Annotated in this window: 17 protein-coding genes; 15 read left to right on the forward strand and 2 right to left on the reverse strand. The window is 70.3% G+C overall.

Features of this window, described 5'->3' with window-relative positions:
* Positions 1 to 67 precede the first annotated feature (67 nt).
* The gene (gene rsmD / locus BJ963_RS03560) at positions 68 to 646 is read right to left on the reverse strand and encodes a 16S rRNA (guanine(966)-N(2))-methyltransferase RsmD (RefSeq protein WP_179454673.1); all 579 of its coding nucleotides are present in this window, start codon (positions 644 to 646) and stop codon (positions 68 to 70) included.
* A 49-nt stretch (positions 647 to 695) separates the two neighbouring features.
* On the opposite strand from rsmD, the gene BJ963_RS03565 reads away from it, so the two are divergent.
* From BJ963_RS03565 to mutM, 10 genes are all read left to right on the forward strand, one after another.
* Entirely contained in the window at positions 696 to 1,430 is a 735-nt protein-coding gene (locus BJ963_RS03565) for a tetratricopeptide repeat protein (protein ID WP_246297981.1), read from the forward strand.
* Positions 1,431 to 1,487: 57 nt separating this feature from the next.
* Positions 1,488 to 3,719 (forward strand): ATP-dependent DNA helicase RecG, encoded by a 2,232-nt coding sequence (locus BJ963_RS03570; RefSeq protein ID WP_179454675.1) that lies wholly within the window; start codon positions 1,488 to 1,490, stop codon positions 3,717 to 3,719.
* A gap of 73 nt (positions 3,720 to 3,792) precedes the next feature.
* Positions 3,793 to 4,275: a pantetheine-phosphate adenylyltransferase gene (gene coaD, locus BJ963_RS03575; protein WP_089911786.1), complete on the forward strand. Its 483-nt coding sequence runs from the start codon at positions 3,793 to 3,795 to the stop codon at positions 4,273 to 4,275.
* 11 nt (positions 4,276 to 4,286) lie between these two features.
* Positions 4,287 to 5,354: an AAA family ATPase gene (locus BJ963_RS03580; RefSeq protein WP_089911783.1), complete on the forward strand. Its 1,068-nt coding sequence runs from the start codon at positions 4,287 to 4,289 to the stop codon at positions 5,352 to 5,354.
* Position 5,355: 1 nt separating this feature from the next.
* Positions 5,356 to 6,687: a DUF58 domain-containing protein gene (locus tag BJ963_RS03585; RefSeq protein ID WP_179454677.1), complete on the forward strand. Its 1,332-nt coding sequence runs from the start codon at positions 5,356 to 5,358 to the stop codon at positions 6,685 to 6,687.
* Complete coding sequence (locus BJ963_RS03590; protein ID WP_179454679.1) at positions 6,677 to 8,944, forward strand: transglutaminaseTgpA domain-containing protein; 2,268 nt, start codon at positions 6,677 to 6,679, stop codon at positions 8,942 to 8,944. Before BJ963_RS03585 ends, BJ963_RS03590 begins: the two co-directional genes overlap by 11 nt.
* Before the next feature lie 11 nt (positions 8,945 to 8,955).
* Positions 8,956 to 9,507 carry a YceD family protein gene (locus BJ963_RS03595; RefSeq protein ID WP_089911777.1) on the forward strand — a complete coding sequence of 184 codons (552 nt, stop codon included), beginning with the start codon at positions 8,956 to 8,958 and terminating at the stop codon, positions 9,505 to 9,507.
* 2 nt (positions 9,508 to 9,509) lie between these two features.
* Positions 9,510 to 9,713 (forward strand): 50S ribosomal protein L32, encoded by a 204-nt coding sequence (gene rpmF, locus BJ963_RS03600; RefSeq protein WP_018190667.1) that lies wholly within the window; start codon positions 9,510 to 9,512, stop codon positions 9,711 to 9,713.
* 25 nt (positions 9,714 to 9,738) lie between these two features.
* Positions 9,739 to 10,452: a ribonuclease III gene (gene rnc, locus BJ963_RS03605; protein ID WP_089916790.1), complete on the forward strand. Its 714-nt coding sequence runs from the start codon at positions 9,739 to 9,741 to the stop codon at positions 10,450 to 10,452.
* Positions 10,430 to 11,353 (forward strand): bifunctional DNA-formamidopyrimidine glycosylase/DNA-(apurinic or apyrimidinic site) lyase, encoded by a 924-nt coding sequence (mutM, locus tag BJ963_RS03610; protein ID WP_179454681.1) that lies wholly within the window; start codon positions 10,430 to 10,432, stop codon positions 11,351 to 11,353. The genes rnc and mutM overlap by 23 nt, the downstream gene beginning before the upstream one ends.
* Before the next feature lie 160 nt (positions 11,354 to 11,513).
* On the opposite strand, the gene BJ963_RS03615 is transcribed toward mutM, so the two are convergent.
* A complete protein-coding gene (locus BJ963_RS03615; RefSeq protein WP_179454683.1) occupies positions 11,514 to 12,575 on the reverse strand; it encodes a GNAT family N-acetyltransferase in 1,062 nt (353 codons plus the stop codon).
* A 222-nt stretch (positions 12,576 to 12,797) separates the two neighbouring features.
* On the opposite strand from BJ963_RS03615, the gene BJ963_RS03620 reads away from it, so the two are divergent.
* The 5 genes from BJ963_RS03620 to BJ963_RS03640 all read left to right on the forward strand — a co-directional run bounded on the left by BJ963_RS03620 (position 12,798) and on the right by BJ963_RS03640 (position 17,979).
* A complete protein-coding gene (locus BJ963_RS03620; RefSeq protein WP_179454685.1) occupies positions 12,798 to 14,021 on the forward strand; it encodes a branched-chain amino acid ABC transporter substrate-binding protein in 1,224 nt (407 codons plus the stop codon).
* A 116-nt stretch (positions 14,022 to 14,137) separates the two neighbouring features.
* Positions 14,138 to 15,145: a branched-chain amino acid ABC transporter permease gene (locus BJ963_RS03625; protein ID WP_089911765.1), complete on the forward strand. Its 1,008-nt coding sequence runs from the start codon at positions 14,138 to 14,140 to the stop codon at positions 15,143 to 15,145.
* Complete coding sequence (locus tag BJ963_RS03630; protein ID WP_089911764.1) at positions 15,142 to 16,374, forward strand: branched-chain amino acid ABC transporter permease; 1,233 nt, start codon at positions 15,142 to 15,144, stop codon at positions 16,372 to 16,374. Before BJ963_RS03625 ends, BJ963_RS03630 begins: the two co-directional genes overlap by 4 nt.
* A complete protein-coding gene (locus BJ963_RS03635) occupies positions 16,371 to 17,279 on the forward strand; it encodes an ABC transporter ATP-binding protein (protein WP_179454687.1) in 909 nt (302 codons plus the stop codon). Before BJ963_RS03630 ends, BJ963_RS03635 begins: the two co-directional genes overlap by 4 nt.
* On the forward strand, positions 17,266 to 17,979 hold the full coding sequence (locus BJ963_RS03640; RefSeq protein WP_179454689.1) for an ABC transporter ATP-binding protein: 714 nt from the start codon (positions 17,266 to 17,268) through the stop codon (positions 17,977 to 17,979). Before BJ963_RS03635 ends, BJ963_RS03640 begins: the two co-directional genes overlap by 14 nt.
* The last annotated feature ends 123 nt before the right edge of the window (positions 17,980 to 18,102 follow it).

Consider the following 18,102-nt stretch of genomic DNA (forward strand, 5'->3'; position numbering starts at 1 on the left):
AGTCCGCACAAATTGCACACGAACACCCCCGTGAGCGTGCAATTTGTGCGGACTCGACGGTGGGGGATCAGGGGCGGTCGGGGGTGAGCCAGTGGATGGCGGTCTCGCCGTAGGATTTGCGGCGCATGAGTGCGAGACCGGCGGGGAGGCTGGGGTCCGGCGTGCGGGTGCTCCGCTCGACGCAGACCTCGGCGTCGTCGGCGAGGAGCGGCTCCAGCGCGGTCAGCACCGCGAGCAGCTCCGCGTCGGGCACGTCGTACGGCGGGTCGATGAACACGACGTCGAACGGTCCGCGGGCGGCACCGAGATACGCCTGCACGGCCGACGTCCGCACGTCGATCGCGGGAACAGGCACCCGCGCCGCGCGCGCCGCCGAGACGACCGCGGCCGCATTGCGCTTGCCTACCTGCGCGGCCGCCGCCGCCCTCTCGACGAGCACGACGGAGGCGGCGCCGCGGCTGGCAGCCTCGAGCCCGAGGGCGCCCGATCCCGCGTAGAGGTCGAGGACGCGGGCTCCGTGCAGCGCATCGCGCGCGTCCAGCGCCGAGAAGATCGCCTCGCGCACCCGGTCGCTGGTGGGGCGGGTGCCGCTCTTCGGCACCTGGAGGCTGAGCGAGCCGGCGAATCCGGAGACGATGCGGGTCATGGCCCCCCGAGCCTAGCGTCGGCACCCGGAGTGCCGCCAAGATATGGGCATGGAGGAACGCCTGGAGCAGGCAGAGCTCGACGCGCTGTGGCTTCCCGGCGACCCGATCGCCTCCGCAGAACGGCTGGCCGCTGCTGCCGCCGAACGGGACCGGTCGGAGGTCGTCCGGGCCGAGCTCGAGACCCAGCGTGCCCGCGCGCTCGGGCTGCAGGGCCGCTTCGACGAGGCGGAGGCGCTCCTCGAGTCGCTGGAGCCGGCGGGAGGGGTGCTGGAAGTGCGGGTGCTGCTCGAGCGCGGCCGGCTCCGGACCGCCTCCGGCCGATCGGATGATGCGGTTCCCGTTCTGGAGGCCGCGCTCCGAGCCGCCCGCCGCGACGGCGATCTCTCGCTCGGGGTCGAGTCGGCGCTCGTGCTCGCCGACGCCGACCGCCCGCGGGCGCTGCAGTGGATCGAGGAGGGTCTCTCCGACCTCGCGGCGACCGGCGACCCGCGCACCCTGCGCTGGGGTACTGTGCTGTACGACCTGCGCGGCTGGGTGCTTCTGCGCGACGGCGACGCGGATGCCGCGCTCGCCTCGTTCGAGGACGCGGTGGAGTACGCGGAGGCGTACGGCACCCTCGATCAGCAGTTCGCCGCGCACTGGGCCGTCGGACGCTGCCTCCGCGAGCTCGGCCGGACGTCCGAGGCGCGCGAGATCCAGCGGCGCCTGGCGTCGGAGCGTCCGGACGAGCCGGCGGTACAGGCCGAGCTGGAGGCGCTGTCGAGCGCACCGGACGAGACGTGACCGCACGACCGGTGATCCCGGCGGTGGAATGCCGGAGGGGAAGAATACGATCGAGTCATGACCTCCGCCCCCGCCCCGGCCGGCTCCGGGCCTGCTGACGCCGGCACCGTCGGTCTCGACACCCGGCTGAGCGGCGTGCTCGGGGGACGCACAGCGTCCGCGTTCGAGAAGGCGTTCGGGATGCGCACGGTGGCCGACCTGCTGAGCCACTTCCCGCGGCGGTACGCCAAGCGGGGTGAGCTGACGGCACTGGCGAACCTGCCGCTCGACGAGAACGTGACGATCATCGCCGAGGTGCTGCGGGTGCAGGAGCGCCCGATGCGGGCCAGGCGCGGCAGCATCCTCGAGGTGAAGATCTCCGACGGCGAGGGCATCCTGACCCTCACCTTCTTCAATCAGGCATGGCGCTCGCGCGAGCTCCTTCCCGGCGTCCGCGGTATCTTCGCGGGCAAGGTGTCGGCGTACCGCGGCGCCCTGCAGCTCGCGCATCCCGACTACGAGCTGTTCGAGCCGGATGCGGAGAACGCGGTGATCCCCGGCAGCGCTGCCGCGAAGGAGTGGGCGCAGACGCCCATCCCGATCTACCCGGCGACGGGCACGGTGGCCAGCTGGCAGGTGCAGAAGGCCGTCGGGCTCGCCCTGGACGCGCTCGGGCCTGTGGACGATCCGGTGCCCGACCGCGTCGTCGTGGAGCGCGGGCTGGTGCCGTACCGCGATGCGCTTGAGGGGATCCACCGGCCGCAGAAGGATGCGCAGTGGCAGCGGGCGCGCGACACGCTGCGATTCCAGGAGGCGTTCGTCCTCCAGGCGGCGCTGCTGCAGCAGCGTGCCGCGTCCCGGCAGGTCGCGGCCACGCCGCGCGCGGCCGTGCCCGGAGGGCTGCTCGAACGATTCGATGCCGCCCTGCCCTTCTCGCTCACCGGCGACCAGGATGTGGTGGGCGGCGAGATCGCGCGCGACCTGGCCGGAACCGCGGCGATGCACCGTCTGGTGCAGGGCGAGGTCGGCTCCGGCAAGACGCTCGTGGCGCTGCGCGCCATGCTCGCCGTCGCCGATTCCGGCGGGCAGTCGGCCCTGCTCGCGCCGACGGAGGTGCTCGCCGCGCAGCACCTGCGGTCCATCGCAGCGATGCTCGGCCCCGATCTCTCGGCGCAGCTCATGCCGACCCTCCTCACCGGCCAGCTCTCGGCCGCAGAGCGGAAGCGCGCACTCCTGCGGACCGTGTCCGGGCAGGCCCGCATCGTCGTCGGGACGCACGCCCTCCTCGGCGACGCGGTCACCTTCTTCGATCTGGGGCTGGTGGTGGTCGACGAGCAGCACCGCTTCGGCGTCGAGCAGCGGGAGGCGCTTCGCGCGAAGGGCGGCACTCCGCCGCACGTGCTGGTGCTGACCGCGACGCCCATCCCGCGCACGGTCGCGATGACCGTGTTCGGCGACCTGGACGTGTCGACGATCGCGCAGCTGCCCGCGGGGCGGCAGGGCATCGAGAGCTTCGTCGTGCCGCTCGCCGACCGCCCCGGATGGGAGCGCCGGATCTGGGAGCGCGCATCGGAGGAGATCGCGAAGGGCCGCCAGGTGTTCGTGGTGTGCCCGGCGATCTCGGGCAAGGATGCGGAGGACGACGGCGAGGAGCCGGAGCCCGACGAGCCGGATGCCGACGGGGCTCCGCCGCGGCCGATCGCGAATGTGGAGGCAGTCGCCGCGCAGGTGCGCGCCGACCCGCTGTTCGCGGGCTCGCGGATCGGCGTGCTGCACGGCCGCCTGCCGTCGGACGAGAAGGACGAGGTCATGCGCGCGTTCGCGGCGGGCGCCATCGACCTGCTGATCGCGACGACAGTGATCGAGGTCGGGGTGAACGTGCCGAACGCCTCGGCGATGGTGGTGCTGGATGCGGACCGGTTCGGTGTGTCGCAGCTGCACCAGCTGCGCGGCCGTGTCGGGCGCGGCGAGATCCCCGGCCTCTGCCTCCTCGTCACGGCGGCGGAGCAGGGCACCCTCGCCCGGGAGCGGGTCGACGCCGTCGCGGCGACGCTGGACGGGTTCGAGCTGGCCACCATCGACCTCGAGCTGCGCCGCGAAGGCGATGTGCTCGGGAGCCGTCAGTCGGGCGGTCGATCGTCTCTCCGGCTGCTGCGCGTCGCGACCGACGGCGAGCTGATCGCTGAGGCGAGGGTCGCCGCGGAGGAGACCCTCGAGGAGGATCCGCCGCTCGCCGAGCATCCCGCGCTGGCCGCGGCGCTGGCCCGCAGGCTCGACGAGAGCGAGCGGGCGTTCCTCGGCAAGTCCTGAGCCGCCCGGACGAAACCCGTTGGTAACGGATTCACAACGAAATGCCGGGAACCGCGGGATAGTCTGGGGGTCTATGAACAGGATCGCCGTTGTCCCTGGATCGTTCGACCCGGTCACCCTCGGGCACCTCGATGTGATCGAGCGTGCCGCCGGTCTGTGGGACGAGGTCCACGTCGTGGTGGTCCACAACCCGGACAAGTCGGCCCTGCTGCCCATCGCGCAGCGCGTGGCCCTGCTGGAGCGATCGATCGAGGATGCCGGCATCGTCGGGAACATCGTCATCGCCTCCTGGTCGGTCGGGCTGCTCGTCGACTACTGCACCGACGTCGGCGCCCACGTGCTGGTGAAGGGCATCCGGTCGTCGGTCGACGTCGCCTACGAGACGCCCATGGCGATCGTGAACCGCCACCTGGCCGAGGTCGAGACCGTCTTCCTGCTGCCGAACCCGGCCAACGCCCACGTCTCCAGCTCTCTGGTGCGTCAGGTGTCGGCTCTGGGCGGTGACGTGAGCCCGTACGTGCCGCCGGCCGTGCACGAGTACCTCCAAGAGACCTAGCCGGGGGAGTCATGAACAGTTACGCGACGCGCCAGCCCACCGAGTCCTCCGTCGCACCCGAGGAGGACGCGGGCACAGCTCCTCTCATGGACCTCGACGAGCTGCGGCGCGCCGCGGAGCAGATCACCGCCAACGTGGAGTCGGTGATCGACGGGAAGCACGAGGCGGTGCAGACCGCTCTGGTGGTCCTGCTGGCCGAGGGGCACCTGCTCATCGAGGATGTGCCCGGCGTCGGGAAGACCATGCTGGCGAAGTCGCTGGCCAAGTCGGTCGACTGCACCGTCAGCCGCATCCAGTTCACCCCGGATCTGCTGCCGAGCGATGTGACCGGTGTGTCGGTCTACAACCAGGCCGAGCGCCGGTTCGAGTTCAAGCCGGGTGCGATCTTCGCGAACATCGTGATCGGCGACGAGATCAACCGCGCGAGCCCGAAGACGCAGTCCGCACTGCTGGAGTGCATGGAGGAGCGCCAGGTCACCGTCGACGGCTCCACCTATCCGCTCGCGGCGCCCTTCATCGTGGTCGCGACGCAGAACCCGGTCGAGATGGAGGGCACCTACGCGCTGCCGGAGGCGCAGCGGGACCGGTTCATGGCACGCATCGCGATGGGCTACCCGGACGAGGACTCCGAACTCGCCATGCTGACGACGCGCGACACCTCCAGCCCGCTGTCGCGCATCCGGCCGGTGGTCACGTCGGACGAACTGCGCGCGATGATGGTGACCGCCCGCGCCGTGTTCGCCTCGACGCCGGTCAAGCAGTACGCCGTCGACCTGGTGCGAGCGACGCGCGAGGACCGCGACCTGCGGCTCGGCGCGAGCCCGCGGGCCACCCTCCAGCTCATCCGCGCGGCGAAGGCGATGGCGGCGCTCGCCGGCCGCGACTTCGTCCTCCCCGATGACGTGGACGCGCTGGCCGTTCCGGTGCTCGGCCACCGGCTGCTGCCGACCAGCCGGGCGCTCGGGCACCACCACGAGAGCGCGCCCGTGATCGCGGACATCGTCCGCCGGATCGTCGCGTCGACACCGGTGCCCGTCGGCTCCGGCGGGGCCGCGGCGCCGGGCGCGACGGGTCGCTGACATGCCGCAGGGCGGCCGTTCCTCCTCTCCGCTGAAGCGGCCGCGTCCGACCGCCCGCGGCTGGACCCTCGGCGCCGTCGGGGTGGTGGCGCTCGTCGCCTCCGCCCTCTTCGGGCGGACGGACGTGCTCTTCGTCGGCGTCTTCCTGACCGTGCTCCCGCTGGCCGCGATGATCTCCGTCACCGTCGACCGGCCCCGGCTGACCGTCACCCGCAGCTTCCATCCGGATGTGGTGGCGGTGGGGGAGAAGGCCACCATCGTCACGACGGCGCGCAACCAGGCGCCGCGCCCGAGCCCCGCCGCGCACTGGCGGGAGTCCGCTCCGGCCGCGGTGGGCGTGCAGGGCTCGGCGCCCTTCCCGCGGCTCGAAGGCCATCAGGCCGACAGTCGCCTCGGGCGGGACACCGTCGTGCTCCGCCAGGACGTCGTCCCGGAGCGCCGGGGCGCGCATCCCGTCGGGCCGCTGGTGGTGAGCCGCGCCGACCCGTTCGGGATCGCCTACGCCGAGTACGCGATCGGACAGCCTCGTCAGCTGCTGGTCACCCCGCGCGTCGTCCCGCTCTCCCGCGGCGAGCTGGATGTCGCCCACAGCGAGGGAACGGAGCACGAGCTCCTGCGCCACAGCATCCCGAGCGCCGACGAGCTCATCGCGCGGGAGTACCGGCCGGGCGACCCGCTGCGTCGCGTGCACTGGAGGGCCACCGCGCGGCACGATCAGCTGATGGTGCGCCAGGAGGAGCAGCGGAGCAACCCGGAGGCGTGGATGCTGATGGACACCCGCCCCCTGCCGCCGCACACCCCGGAGGCGGCCGACGAGTTCGAGACCCTCGTCGACCTGGTCGCCTCGATCGGCGTGCACCTGCTGGACGAAGGATTCGCGGTGAGCGTCGTCGAGACCGGCGAGCGTCAGCTGTCCGGTCGCAGCGGCGCGGGCCGCACCGGGACGATGGGGGCGACGACGGCGACGTACGACGTCGGCAGCGCCGACCGCATGCTCCTGGCCGACCTCGCGGCGGTCGAGACCAGTGTCGCGTCCCGCGACGACGCGGTCGCCGAGCTCGGTGCCGGCCTGCGCCGCGCCGGACGGCCCGTCCCGGTGTTCGCCGTGCTGGCCGGGTCGCCGCCGGCGGAGCTGGGTGCTCTCGCGGCCCTGCGGTCCATGGGCGATCCGGCGGTGGCGTTCGTGGGTGCGACCCTGCCGCAGGAGACGGCGGAGGTGCTCGCCGACGCCGGCTGGCTCTGCGTGACCTTCGCCGCGGGGGACGACCCCGCCGAGTGCTGGCAGCGCGCCCTCCGGCGGCAGCGTGCGGGGGCGGTGGCGCGTGGCGACTGAGTCCGTGGCGTTCCCCGTCTCTCGCGTCGGCGTGCGGCGCCGGGTCGGCTACTGGCGCATCACCGGCGCACTCGTGCTGCAGGTGGTGGCGCTGAGCTACGCGCTCTCCGGGCTCATCCAGGGCGTCGGCTGGTGGTTCGCCCTGGTGGCGACCGCCTCCGCAGTGCTCGTCACCGGTGCCGGACTCCGCAGCCTCGGCATCCCGAAGGGCGTCGTGCCCGTGCTGCTGCTCGTGGAGTCGGCGGCGATCATGACCGTGGCGTTCGGCCGGGGGAGCGGGCTGCTCGGGGTCATCCCCACCCCGACGACGGTCACGAACTGGATGCAGTACCTCCAGCAGGCGATGCTCTCGATCTACCAGCAGGGAACACCGGCGGAGGCACTGCCCGAGTTCCTGTTCCTCGTCGTGGGCGGCGGGTGCCTGCTCGCGCTCATCCTCGACACCCTCGCCGTGGCGGTCCGCACGCCCGCTTTCGCGGCGATCGGCATCGCGGCGGTGCTCGTCGTGCCGGGCGCGCTGCTCGGCGACGGTCTCGACCCGATCGCGCTGGCCGCGTCGGCGGCCGCCTACCTGTGGCTGCTGCGCTGCGACGTGCGCAGCCGCCGCCCGGGCACACCGCGCCCCGGTGCAGCGCTCTCGGTCGGCGCGTCCGCGGTGACGATCGCGGTCGTGCTCGCCGGCACGGCCCCCGGCTTCGACCAGGGCGGCGCGACCTCCTTCACCGCAGGGGGAATCTCGATCGGCGGCACCGTCACGCCGCTGGTCGACCTCGGCAAGGACCTCCGCCGACCCGCGGCGGTGCGCGCCCTCACGTACACGACAAGCGCGGCCACCGGCCAGTACCTCAAGCTCGCCTCGCTCGACCAGTTCACCGGCTCGGTGTGGAAGCACCGGGAGCGCGACACCAACCGCCTGAGCGATGGCGCCAAGATCGGCCCGGTCGCCGGGCTCTCGGACACCGTCAAGACGACGAAGATCACCACGACGGTCGCCATCGACAACATGACGAGCCGCTGGCTTCCCGCCCCGGCGCCCGTCCAGTCGGTGAAGGGCCTGAGCGGCACCTGGTCGTGGGACCCGGACGACCTGACGATCGGCGGCATCAACTCCACGACGCAAGGGCAGAAGTACACCGCGACCTCCCTGGTGCTGCAGCCGACGGTCGACCAGCTGAAGGCCGCGGGCGGGTTCGTTCCGGTCGAGGTTCAGCGCGACCTCTTCCTGCCGCCCAATCTGCCGTCGATCATCGAGGACACGGCGCTCACCGCGACGAAGGATGCCATCTCCGAGTACGACAAGGCGGTCGCCCTGCAGGACTACTTCCGAGACAACGGCTTCGTCTACTCCACGCAGACCCCGCTCAAGCAGGGATACGACGGGGACGGCGCACGGGTGATCGCGAGGTTCCTCGAGGTGAAGAGCGGGTACTGCGTGCACTTCGCGTCCGCGATGGCGCTGATGGCCCGCACCCTCGGCATCCCGTCGCGGGTGGCGGAGGGTTATCTGCCGGGTGCGACCAGCGGGGGGACGGCGACCAACCCCGGCGAGTACACGGTGACGAGCGACGACCTGCACGCGTGGCCCGAGCTCTACTTCGCCGGTGTGGGCTGGGTGTCGTTCGAGCCGACCGTCGGCCGCGGCACGGTCCCCGACTACACCCGCCCGCAGACCGACCCGGCCGCGGCGCCGCCGAGCTCGGCCGCCACCTCCAGCTCCGCACCGCGCGCACTCGTGCCGACCGACCCCGCCAACCCGGCCGGGTCGGCCACGTTCACGCCGTCGTCGGGCGCGCAGCCGCTCGCGACCGGCATCGGGGTGGCTCTCCTCGTCATCGTCGTGCTGCTCGTCCCGGCGGTCTGGCGCAGGATGCGGCGGCGCAGACGGCTGCGTGAGCTGACCGACGAGTGGGGAGGAGCATCCATCGTCTGGGACGAGCTGCGCGACACCGTGCGCGACCTGGGCTGGACCGCCCCGCCGACCGAGACCCCCCGCGTCTTCGCCGGGCGGGTCGCCGCGGCGGTGGCCGGGACGCCGGCGGAGGACGCGGTGCTCCGGCTGCTCGGCGAACTCGAACGCGACGCCTACGGTCCGCCGACCCGCCGCTGGGCGGGCGGCCTCTCGGACGATCTCGAGACCGTCCTGTCGGCCCTGGAGGCGCAGGCCGGCCCCGTGCTGCGGACGAAAGCGCTGCTCATTCCTGTGTCCTTGCTGCCAGCGGGCTGGCCTTCCGCCGTCCGTCCCCGTGGAGCGGCGTAAAATAGTCGCTCGTGACCACCAAGAACTCGCCGTACACCGTCAATGTGTACGACCTCATCCGCCGCCCGGGCACGATGCGCGAACAGCGCATCTCCATTCCTGTGTCGGAGAAACTCGGCGAGGGCCTGATCGGCGTCCCGGAGGGCGAGACCATCGATCTCGACCTCCGTCTGGAGTCGATGCACGAGGGAATCCTCGCGACCGGAGACGCCCAGACGACCGCCGTCGGCGTGTGCGGCCGCTGCCTGATCGACATCGAGCAGACCGTCCAAGTCGATTTCCAAGAACTTTTCGCGTATTCTTCTGACGAAGCTTTCGATCATGAGGTTCACGACGACCACGTGGATCTTGAACCTCTGATCAGGGATGCGGTAGTGCTGGCACTGCCGTTCCAGCCGGTGTGCCGGCCGGACTGCCCAGGTCTCGACCCCGAGACCGGGGAGAGGCTGGCGGATGTACCGGACCGCGAGCCGTCGCAGATCGTCGATCCGCGCTGGTCTGCGCTTGCGGCCTTCCAGGCTTCCGACACCGATGAACCCCGACCGAACACAGAGAAGAGATAGTCATGGCCGTCCCGAAGCGGAAGCAGTCGCGCGCCAACACCCACGCCCGTCGTTCGCAGTGGAAGGCTGAGGTCCCCACGCTCGTCAAGACGATCGAGAACGGCAAGGTCACCTACAGCCTGCCGCACCGCGCGAAGGTCGTCGAGGACTCTGCGGGCACCGCCCTCTTCCTCGAGTACAAGGGCCGCAAGGTCGCCGACGTCTGATCGTCGCTGACGATCGGTGAACACGGTGGTCGGAGAGAACACTGACCGCACAGCACTTCTCGAGAAGCTCGGGGTCGTCATCGACCCCGAGCTTCTCGAGCTTGCGCTGACCCACCGCTCGTACGCGTACGAGCACGGGGGCATCCCCAACAACGAGCGCCTCGAGTTCCTCGGCGACTCGATCCTCGGGCAGGCCGTCACGGTCAAGCTGTTCCGGGAGAACCCGGACCTCGACGAGGGCGAGCTCGCCAAGCGTCGCGCCAGTCTCGTGAGCTCGGTCGCCCTGGCCGAGGTCGCACGCGGCATCGGACTGGGGGAGTACCTCCGGCTGGGCCGCGGCGAGAACCAGAGCGGCGGCCGCGAGAAGGCGTCCATCCTCGCGGACACGGTCGAGGCGCTCATCGGAGCGACGTACCTGGACGCGGGAGGCGATGCCGCGACCGCACTCGTCCTGCGGTTGGTCGAGCCGCTGCTCGACGACCCGGACCGTTTCGGCGCGGCCATGGATCCGAAGACCAGCCTGCAGGAGGTCGCGGCCCACCGCGGCGCGGGCCTTCCCGTCTACACGGTGACGAACACCGGCCCGGACCACTCCAAGATCTTCCACGCCACGGTCGAGGTGGGCGGGCTCGTCACCGCCACGGGCGAAGGGACGAGCAAGAAACAGGCCGAGATGGCCGCGGCGCTGAGCGCCTGGACGGAACTGACGAGACGACGTGCCCGAGCTTCCCGAGGTTGAGGTCGTCCGCGCGGGCCTGGCGCCCGCGGTCACCGGCGCGACCATCCTCGGGGTCGAGGTCTTCGAGCCGCGATCGCTGAAGCGGCACGACCCCGTCGCCGGCGCGTTCGAGGCGCTCCTGACCGGCCGGGTCATGGAGCAGCCGGTGCGCCGGGGCAAGTTCCTGTGGATCCCGCTGGCCGGCGATCCGCGACGCGCCATCGTGGCCCACCTGGGAATGAGCGGCCAGATCCTCCTGCGGGAGCCCGGAACCGAGGAAGCGGGGCTGCTGCGCATCCGTCTGCACATCGAGCATCCCGTGCACGGCGAGCTCTTGGTCGATTTCGTCGACCAGCGGATCTTCGGCTCCATGGCGGTGGACGCGCTCGTCCCCACCGCGGACGGCGCGCCGGGCGGCCGGGGCACCGACGAGCCGCTCGTGCCGACCCAGGTGACCCACATCGCCCGCGACCCGCTCGATCCCGCCTTCGACGACGCCGGCTTCGCCGCGGCGCTCTCCCGCAAGAACACGGGCATCAAGCGCGCCCTGCTCGATCAGACGCTGGTCAGCGGCATCGGCAACATCTACGCCGACGAGGCGCTCTGGGCCGCGCGCATCCACTACGCCCAGCCGGCGAACTCGCTCAGCCGGGCGAAGGTGCGCAGCCTGCTCGCGGAGGTGCGCCACGTGCTCGACAGGGCCCTCGCCGAGGGCGGGACCAGTTTCGACGCGCAGTACGTCAACGTGAACGGCGCCTCGGGGTACTTCGCGCACAGCCTCAACGCCTACGGACGCCAGGGCCGGCCGTGCCCGCGCTGCGGCACGCTGATCGTGCGCGAGCAGTTCATGAACCGCGGGTCGCACTTCTGCCCGCATTGCCAGAGGCTGCGACGGGCCCGCCCCCTGCCTGCCGCGAGCTGACCGCCGGAACCTCCGCTCCGATCCCTTCGTCGTTGCGGAAACGGAGGAGTCGCGTCGCCCGTTCGCCCGCGATCGCCTCCGTTCACAGCCGACACGCCGGTGCGCAGCCACGAACTCCTCCCTTTCGCCGGCGCGGCCTCCGCTCGCGGCGGGCTGCCGATCAGCCGACGGTCTTCTGCCAGTGGCCGGTGAGCGCGTGCGGCCGGAAGCCGAAGGCGCGGTTGATCGCGAGCATCGGGTCGTTCTCGTCGGCGTTCCAGGTGAGGATGCGCCGGATGTGCGGTGCGAGGCGGCCCAGCTCCTGGATGTTCCGGAGCTTCACCGCGGTGCCCAGCCGGTGGCCGCGGTGCGCGCGCGCCACGAGGGTGTCGTACTGCTCGGCCTTCGTCCCGTCGGCGGGGACGGCCAGCTCGGTGTACGCCGCGATCTCGCCGGTCGCCTCGTGGACCGCCGCCGTGACGAGCAGCGGCTCGCCCCGGGCGACGAGCGTCCGCTCCTGCGAGCGCACCCGCTCCCCGTCCCAGTCCTCCGGGTCGACGGCGATGCCGCCCTGCGGGATGTCGGTCGACATCCGCGCCTTCATCGCGGCGAACCGCTCCAGCAGATCGTTCGGGGCGGCGCCCCACCACGACACCAGGCGGAAGCCGCCGGGCGTCATGGTCAGGCCGGCCTCGCGCTCCGGCGGGAGCGGCAGGTGCAGCTCGCTCGACCGCTCGATCTGACCCAGCCGGTAGCCGTGCCGCAGCGCGAAGCGCACATCCCGGGATGACGCGGGCAGCCCGGCGGTGCCCGCTGGGGCCCGCACCAGACGGTCGGCGCCCTCCAGCGTCCGGACGGGGTGCTCGGTGTACGCCGAGACGACGCGCCGTCCGCCGTCGGCCGCGAGCTCCTCGCCTTTCGCGAGCAGCGCCGCTCCGATGCCGCGCCCGCGGAGCGCCGGAACGACATCCACCAGCAGCGACACCGTCTCGGAGTCCTCGTCGAGCGGGAAGATCGCCTCCACCCGGCCGACGATCGTGCCCTCCTCGATCGCGACGAAGACGATCCGCTCGACGTAGTCCTGCTCGCGATGCGCCGCGAGTGCCTGATCGGCCGTCTCGACGAAGTCGTCGTCGCCCCACAGATCGACGACGATGCCGTTGAGGACGCCGACCATCTCCTCGAAGGCGGCGGAGTTGGGGGTGCCGAGCGCGTCGGGGATGTCCAGCCGGGTCACACGCATGCGGTCGGGCACCTCCTCGAGCCGTTCGACGGCGAAGGATCAGCCTACCCAGGCGCGCGGCACAGTGTGAAGAGTCGCGCTCGGTTTGGTTTCGATCGTGTAAATCTGCGTTCCGATCGTGGTTGCAAAACGTTGCAATCCATGTATTCTCAGCACACATATTCGTGGCACGAACCGGCGAAAACGGCGAGTTCGTGACGGATTAACGTCGAGAGGCAGAAGATGCTACGGAAGAAAGTCACCATCGGTGCGGCTGTTGCAGCGTCAGTCGCACTGTTCCTCGCGGGATGTGCGAACCAGCCGTCCACGGGAGGATCCAGCGACGGGAACTCGTCGAAGGTCGACATCCCGGCGATCACGTCGGTCGATGTCCCCAAGGACGCGGTGCTCCCCGCGGGCGACGGAAAGGCCACCTGTCCTGCTGGCCTGACCATCGGCTACGTGGGTGCGGAGACGGGCCCGAACGCCCAGCTCGGTATCAACATCTACAACGGCATCCAGCTGGCCATCGACCAGCACAACGAAGCCAACAAGGGATGCCAGGTCGGCTTCAAGAAGTTCGACACGGAGGGCGACCCGAACAAGGCAACCGGCCCGGTCACGCAGGCCGTGAACGAGACCGACATCGTCGGCGTCGTCGGCCTCCCGTTCTCGGGTGAGTCGAAGGCCACCGGCAACATCTTCGAGCAGCAGGGCCTCGTCCACATCACGCCGTCGGCCACCAACCCGGGTCTGACGCAGAACGGATGGAAGACCTTCTTCCGCGGCCTCGGCAACGACGCCGTGCAGGGTCCGGCGGCCGCCAAGTTCCTGACGGACAAGCTGGAGGCCAAGAAGGTCTACCTGGTCCAGGACGACTCCGACTACGGCATCGGCCTCGGCACCCAGACCTCGAAGGCTCTCGGCGACGCGCTCGTCGGAACCGACAAGGTGACCACCGGCCAGAAGGACTTCTCCGCGGTGATCTCCAAGATCATCAACGCGAAGCCCGACGCGGTCTACTACGCGGGTTACTACGCCGAGGGCGCCCCGTTCGACCAGCAGCTGGTCAACAAGGGCTACAAGGGCACGTTCGTCGGCCCGGACGGCGTGAAGGACGACCAGTTCATCAAGCTGGCCGGCGACGCGTCCGGCAACGCGTACTTCACCTGCCCCTGCATCCCGGGTGAGCTGATCCCCGACTTCGAGTCCGCCTACAAGAAGCTCGCCAGCGCCGAGCCTGGCACGTACTCGATCGAGGGCTACGACGCCGCCACCGTCCTCCTCTCCGGTATCGACAAGGGCAAGACGACCCGCGCCGACCTGCTGGCCTGGGTCAAGGACTACGACGCCGACGGTCTGAGCAAGCACTACAAGTGGGACTCCACCGGTGAGCTCCAGGCCCCGGCCGTCTACGGCTACAAGGTCGAGAACGGCAAGATCGTGCCGATCGGCACCATCGGCTGAGGCGACACCTGAAGGGTGCCGCGGGACACGACGGCCCGCGGCACCCTCGTTTTTCGACTACGCTCGCTTTGCTTGTCGGATCGACGGAGATCCGGCTCTGAACCCTGGATGCTCGAATGCTCGAAACCCTCCTCCTTCATCCCGCCCTCGACAGCTCCTGGATCAATTTCGACGTCAACGCGCTGGTCCAGAACTTCTGGAGTGCGACGTTCGACGGCCTCACCTTCGGCGCGGTCTACGGCCTCATCGCCGTCGGGTACACGCTGGTCTACGGTGTGCTGAACCTGATCAACTTCGCCCACTCCGAGGTCTTCATCGTCGGCGCGTACGGCGTCGTGATCACCCTCACCTCGCTGGGCTTCGGGCCCAGCGCCCCCAATCTCAGTCCCGGCGCCATCATCGGCGATCTGATACTGGCGCTCCTCGTCGGTGTCGTCGCATCGGCGATCACCGCCTGGGTCCTGGAACGCGTCGCGTACCGGCCGCTGCGAAGGCGGAACGCGCCACGCCTCGTGTTCCTCATCACGGCGATCGGCGCCTCGTTCACCATCCAGTACCTGATCTTCCTGATCCGGGGCGCGAACGCGGAGCCGGCGGTGACGATGTTCATCCCGCAGCCGATCTTCGACGTGTTCGGCACCATCGTGAACAGCCAGCAGCTCATCATCGTGATCGCCTCGGTCATCCTGATGGTGGCGACGGACTGGTTCATCCGCAAGACCCGCACCGGCCGCGGTATCCGCGCCGTCGCACAGGACCCGGACACAGCAACCCTGATGGGTGTGAACAAGGAGCGGATCATCCAGATCACGTTCATCACCGGCGGCATCCTCGCCGGTGCTGCCGCCCTGTTCTACGTCATGCTCGTGCCCTCCGGCGTCATCTACAACGGCGGATTCGTGCTCGGCGTCAAGGCGTTCGCAGCGGCCGTCCTCGGCGGCATCGGCAACGTCCGCGGCGCTCTGCTCGGCGGTCTGCTGCTCGGCGTCATCGGCAACTACGGCCAGATCCTCCTCGGTGACTCGCAGTGGACGGACGTCGTGGCCTTCGTGGTCCTCGTCCTCGTGCTGCTGGTCAAGCCGAGCGGCATCCTCGGCACCTCGCTCGGAAGGAGCCGCGCATGAGCATGACAGAAGGACCCAGGGTCCTCCCCGACGGCCGCGAGGAGCAGGCGGTCGACGCCCTCGAAGCGGCCCGGGGCAAGCGCAGCACCGGACCGTTCGCGAAGCTCCGCGACCGCTGGAACAACCTGCCCCGTCCCGTGCAGTGGGCGTGGCTGCTGATCGTGGTCGTCATCGCATACGCGCTGCCGTACCTGAACTTCTTCCCGCTCACCACGGCGCCGGGAAACGACTGGGCGCTGGCCTGCTTCTCGATGGCGGTCTACGCCCTCATCGCGATCGGCCTGAACGTCGTGGTCGGCTACGCAGGCCTGCTCGACCTCGGCTACGTGGCGTTCTTCGCCGTCGGGTCGTACACGGCGGCCATGCTGACCAGCCCCGATTCGCCGTTCGTCAAGATCCCCTACCTGTGGACGATCCCGGTCGCCATCGCGGTGACGATGACGTTCGGCATCATCCTGGGCGTCCCGACGCTCCGCCTCCGCGGCGACTACCTGGCGATCGTGACGCTCGGCTTCGGTGAGATCGTGCGCATCCTCGCCACGATCATCCCGGCCATGAAGGGACAGGTCGGCTTCCAGAACGTCGGCCACCCGCCGGGGGAGAACGCCGACGGCATCCCGATCTTCTCCAACTCCAACGGCGTCCCGTGGTATTGGCTGACGATCACCGTCATCATCGTCATCCTGCTGCTGGTCGGCAACCTGGAGCGCAGCCGCGTCGGCCGCGCCTGGGTCGCGATCCGCGAGGACGAGGACGCGGCGGAGATCATGGGCGTCCCGACCTTCAAGTACAAGGTGTGGGCGTTCGCGATCGGCGCCGGTGTCGGCGGGCTCTCTGGTGCGCTGTTCGCCGGGCAGGTCGGCTTCGTGAACAACCAGAAGTTCGACGTGCAGACGTCGATCCTGTTCCTCGCGGCCGTCGTCCTCGGCGGCGCGGGCAACAAGGTCGGCGCCATGCTCGGTGGTGCGATCGTGGCGTACATCCCGCTGCGGTTCACCGTCATCGCCGACTACAAGTACCTGATCTTCGGCATCGCGCTCGTGCTGATCATGATCTTCCGTTCGCAGGGCCTGTTCCCGGCCCGGCAGAAGCTGCTGGCGTACGGCAGGCATGCCTACCGCCGGGTGGTGGATGCCACGACGGGCCGCCCCGGCCCGCGGACCGGGGCGACGCCGGCGGTCGATCCCGGCTCACTCGACGGCGACGGCGCGAAGGGAGGCGCACGATGACGGACGCACAGAACACGGTTCCGGAGGAGCCGGCGCTCGGCGCGCATGAAGACGAGTTGGAGGCCGCCGGCATCGATCTGGAGGTCGCCGAGGCCGCCGCCCCCGACCGCGAGATCGCGGTCGAGGTCGGTGAGAACATCGTCGAGGTGCGCAACCTGACGGTGAAGTTCGGCGGCCTGACGGCCCTCGACGACGTCACCTTCGACATCCGGCGTGGAGAGATCCTCGGGCTGATCGGCCCGAACGGCGCGGGCAAGACGACCTGCTTCAACGCCATGACCGGCGTATACAAGCCGACCAGCGGCGACGTGCTGCTGGAGGGTCAGACGATCAAGGGGCGCAAGCAGCACCAGATCACCCGCCTCGGCCTCTCCCGGACGTTCCAGAACATCCGGCTGTTCGGCGAGATGACGGCGCTCGAGAACGTGGTGGTCGGGCTGGATGCGCGGCACCGCACCTCGGTCCCCGGCGCGCTGCTCCGCCTCCCGCGGCACACGCGCGAGGAGAAGTCGTCGATCGAGCGCGGCATGGCCCTGCTCGAGTTCGTCGGCATCGCCGACCAGGCGGGGTCGCTGTCCCGCTCGCTCCCGTACGGCTACCAGCGCCGCCTGGAGATCGCGCGGGCGCTCGCGACCGATCCGAAGGTGCTGTGCCTCGACGAGCCGGCAGCCGGCTTCAACCCGGCGGAGAAGGAGGAGCTCATGGAGCTCATCCGCACCATCCGGGCCGACGGGTACACCGTCCTGCTGATTGAACACGACATGAAGCTGGTCATGGGAGTGACCGACCGGATCGTCGTGCTGGAATTCGGACGCAAGATCGCCGACGACACTCCGGAGGCCATCCGGAACGACCCGCGCGTGATCGCCGCCTACCTCGGGGAGCCCGAAGATGACGTTGCTTGAGCTGAAGAACATCAGCGTTTCGTACGGCCGGATCGAGGCCATCCACGACATGTCCTTCTCGGTGGAGGAGGGCGAGATCGTCAGCCTGATCGGGGCGAACGGCGCCGGCAAGTCGACGACCATGAAGACGATCTCGGGCATCCTGAACCCGTCGAAGGGGTCCATCCTGTTCGACGGCGAGGACATCACGAAGATGAAGGCGCACATCCGCGTCGTCCGGGGCATCTCGCAGGCGCCGGAGGGCCGGGGGATCTTCCCGGGCATGACGGTCCTGGAGAACCTCGACATGGGCGCGTTCGGCCGGAAGGACCGCTCCAAGATGGGCGAGGACTTCGACCGCGTGTTCGCGCTGTTCCCGCGGCTCGCCGAGCGCAAAACGCAGGTCGGCGGCACGATGTCGGGCGGCGAGCAGCAGATGCTCGCCATCGGGCGCGCGCTGATGTCCAATCCGCGGCTGCTGCTGCTGGACGAGCCGTCGATGGGCCTCGCGCCGCAGTTCATCCGGCAGATCTTCTCGATCGTGACGGAGATCAACAAGCAGGGCACGACGGTGCTGCTGGTGGAGCAGAACGCCAACCAGGCGCTGGCCCGCGCGAATCGCGGCTTCGTCCTGGAGACCGGCGTGATCACCCGCGCCGGAACCGGCAAGGAGCTCCTCGCCGACCCCGCCATCAAGGAGGCCTACCTGGGCGTCGCCTGACGCCCTTCCCACCCCTCCGCACCCCCGTCGAGTACGCGAAAACTGCACGCCATCCACCCGGATGACGTGCAGTTTTCGCGTACTCGACGGTGGGGGGACGGGGGCGCGGCGTGAACGTCCGGT

The organism is Leifsonia soli (genome assembly GCF_013408745.1).
GTDB classification, from domain to species: Bacteria; Actinomycetota; Actinomycetes; order Actinomycetales; family Microbacteriaceae; genus Leifsonia; species Leifsonia soli.

What these genes read in the sequence shown, in the direction of transcription:
- BJ963_RS03580 (WP_089911783.1), top strand. Translation starts at nt 4,287, where the DNA reads ATGAACAGTTACGCGACGCGCCAGCCCACCGAGTCCTCCGTCGCACCC.
- BJ963_RS03640 (WP_179454689.1), top strand. Translation starts at nt 17,266, where the DNA reads ATGACGTTGCTTGAGCTGAAGAACATCAGCGTTTCGTACGGCCGGATC.
- BJ963_RS03635 (WP_179454687.1), top strand. Translation starts at nt 16,371, where the DNA reads ATGACGGACGCACAGAACACGGTTCCGGAGGAGCCGGCGCTCGGCGCG.
- BJ963_RS03585 (WP_179454677.1), top strand. Translation starts at nt 5,356, where the DNA reads ATGCCGCAGGGCGGCCGTTCCTCCTCTCCGCTGAAGCGGCCGCGTCCG.
- BJ963_RS03615 (WP_179454683.1), bottom strand. Translation starts at nt 12,575, where the DNA reads ATGCGTGTGACCCGGCTGGACATCCCCGACGCGCTCGGCACCCCCAAC.
- coaD (WP_089911786.1), top strand. Translation starts at nt 3,793, where the DNA reads ATGAACAGGATCGCCGTTGTCCCTGGATCGTTCGACCCGGTCACCCTC.
- BJ963_RS03570 (WP_179454675.1), top strand. Translation starts at nt 1,488, where the DNA reads ATGACCTCCGCCCCCGCCCCGGCCGGCTCCGGGCCTGCTGACGCCGGC.
- rsmD (WP_179454673.1), bottom strand. Translation starts at nt 646, where the DNA reads ATGACCCGCATCGTCTCCGGATTCGCCGGCTCGCTCAGCCTCCAGGTG.
- BJ963_RS03630 (WP_089911764.1), top strand. Translation starts at nt 15,142, where the DNA reads ATGAGCATGACAGAAGGACCCAGGGTCCTCCCCGACGGCCGCGAGGAG.
- rpmF (WP_018190667.1), top strand. Translation starts at nt 9,510, where the DNA reads ATGGCCGTCCCGAAGCGGAAGCAGTCGCGCGCCAACACCCACGCCCGT.
- BJ963_RS03620 (WP_179454685.1), top strand. Translation starts at nt 12,798, where the DNA reads ATGCTACGGAAGAAAGTCACCATCGGTGCGGCTGTTGCAGCGTCAGTC.
- BJ963_RS03625 (WP_089911765.1), top strand. Translation starts at nt 14,138, where the DNA reads ATGCTCGAAACCCTCCTCCTTCATCCCGCCCTCGACAGCTCCTGGATC.
- BJ963_RS03565 (WP_246297981.1), top strand. Translation starts at nt 696, where the DNA reads ATGGAGGAACGCCTGGAGCAGGCAGAGCTCGACGCGCTGTGGCTTCCC.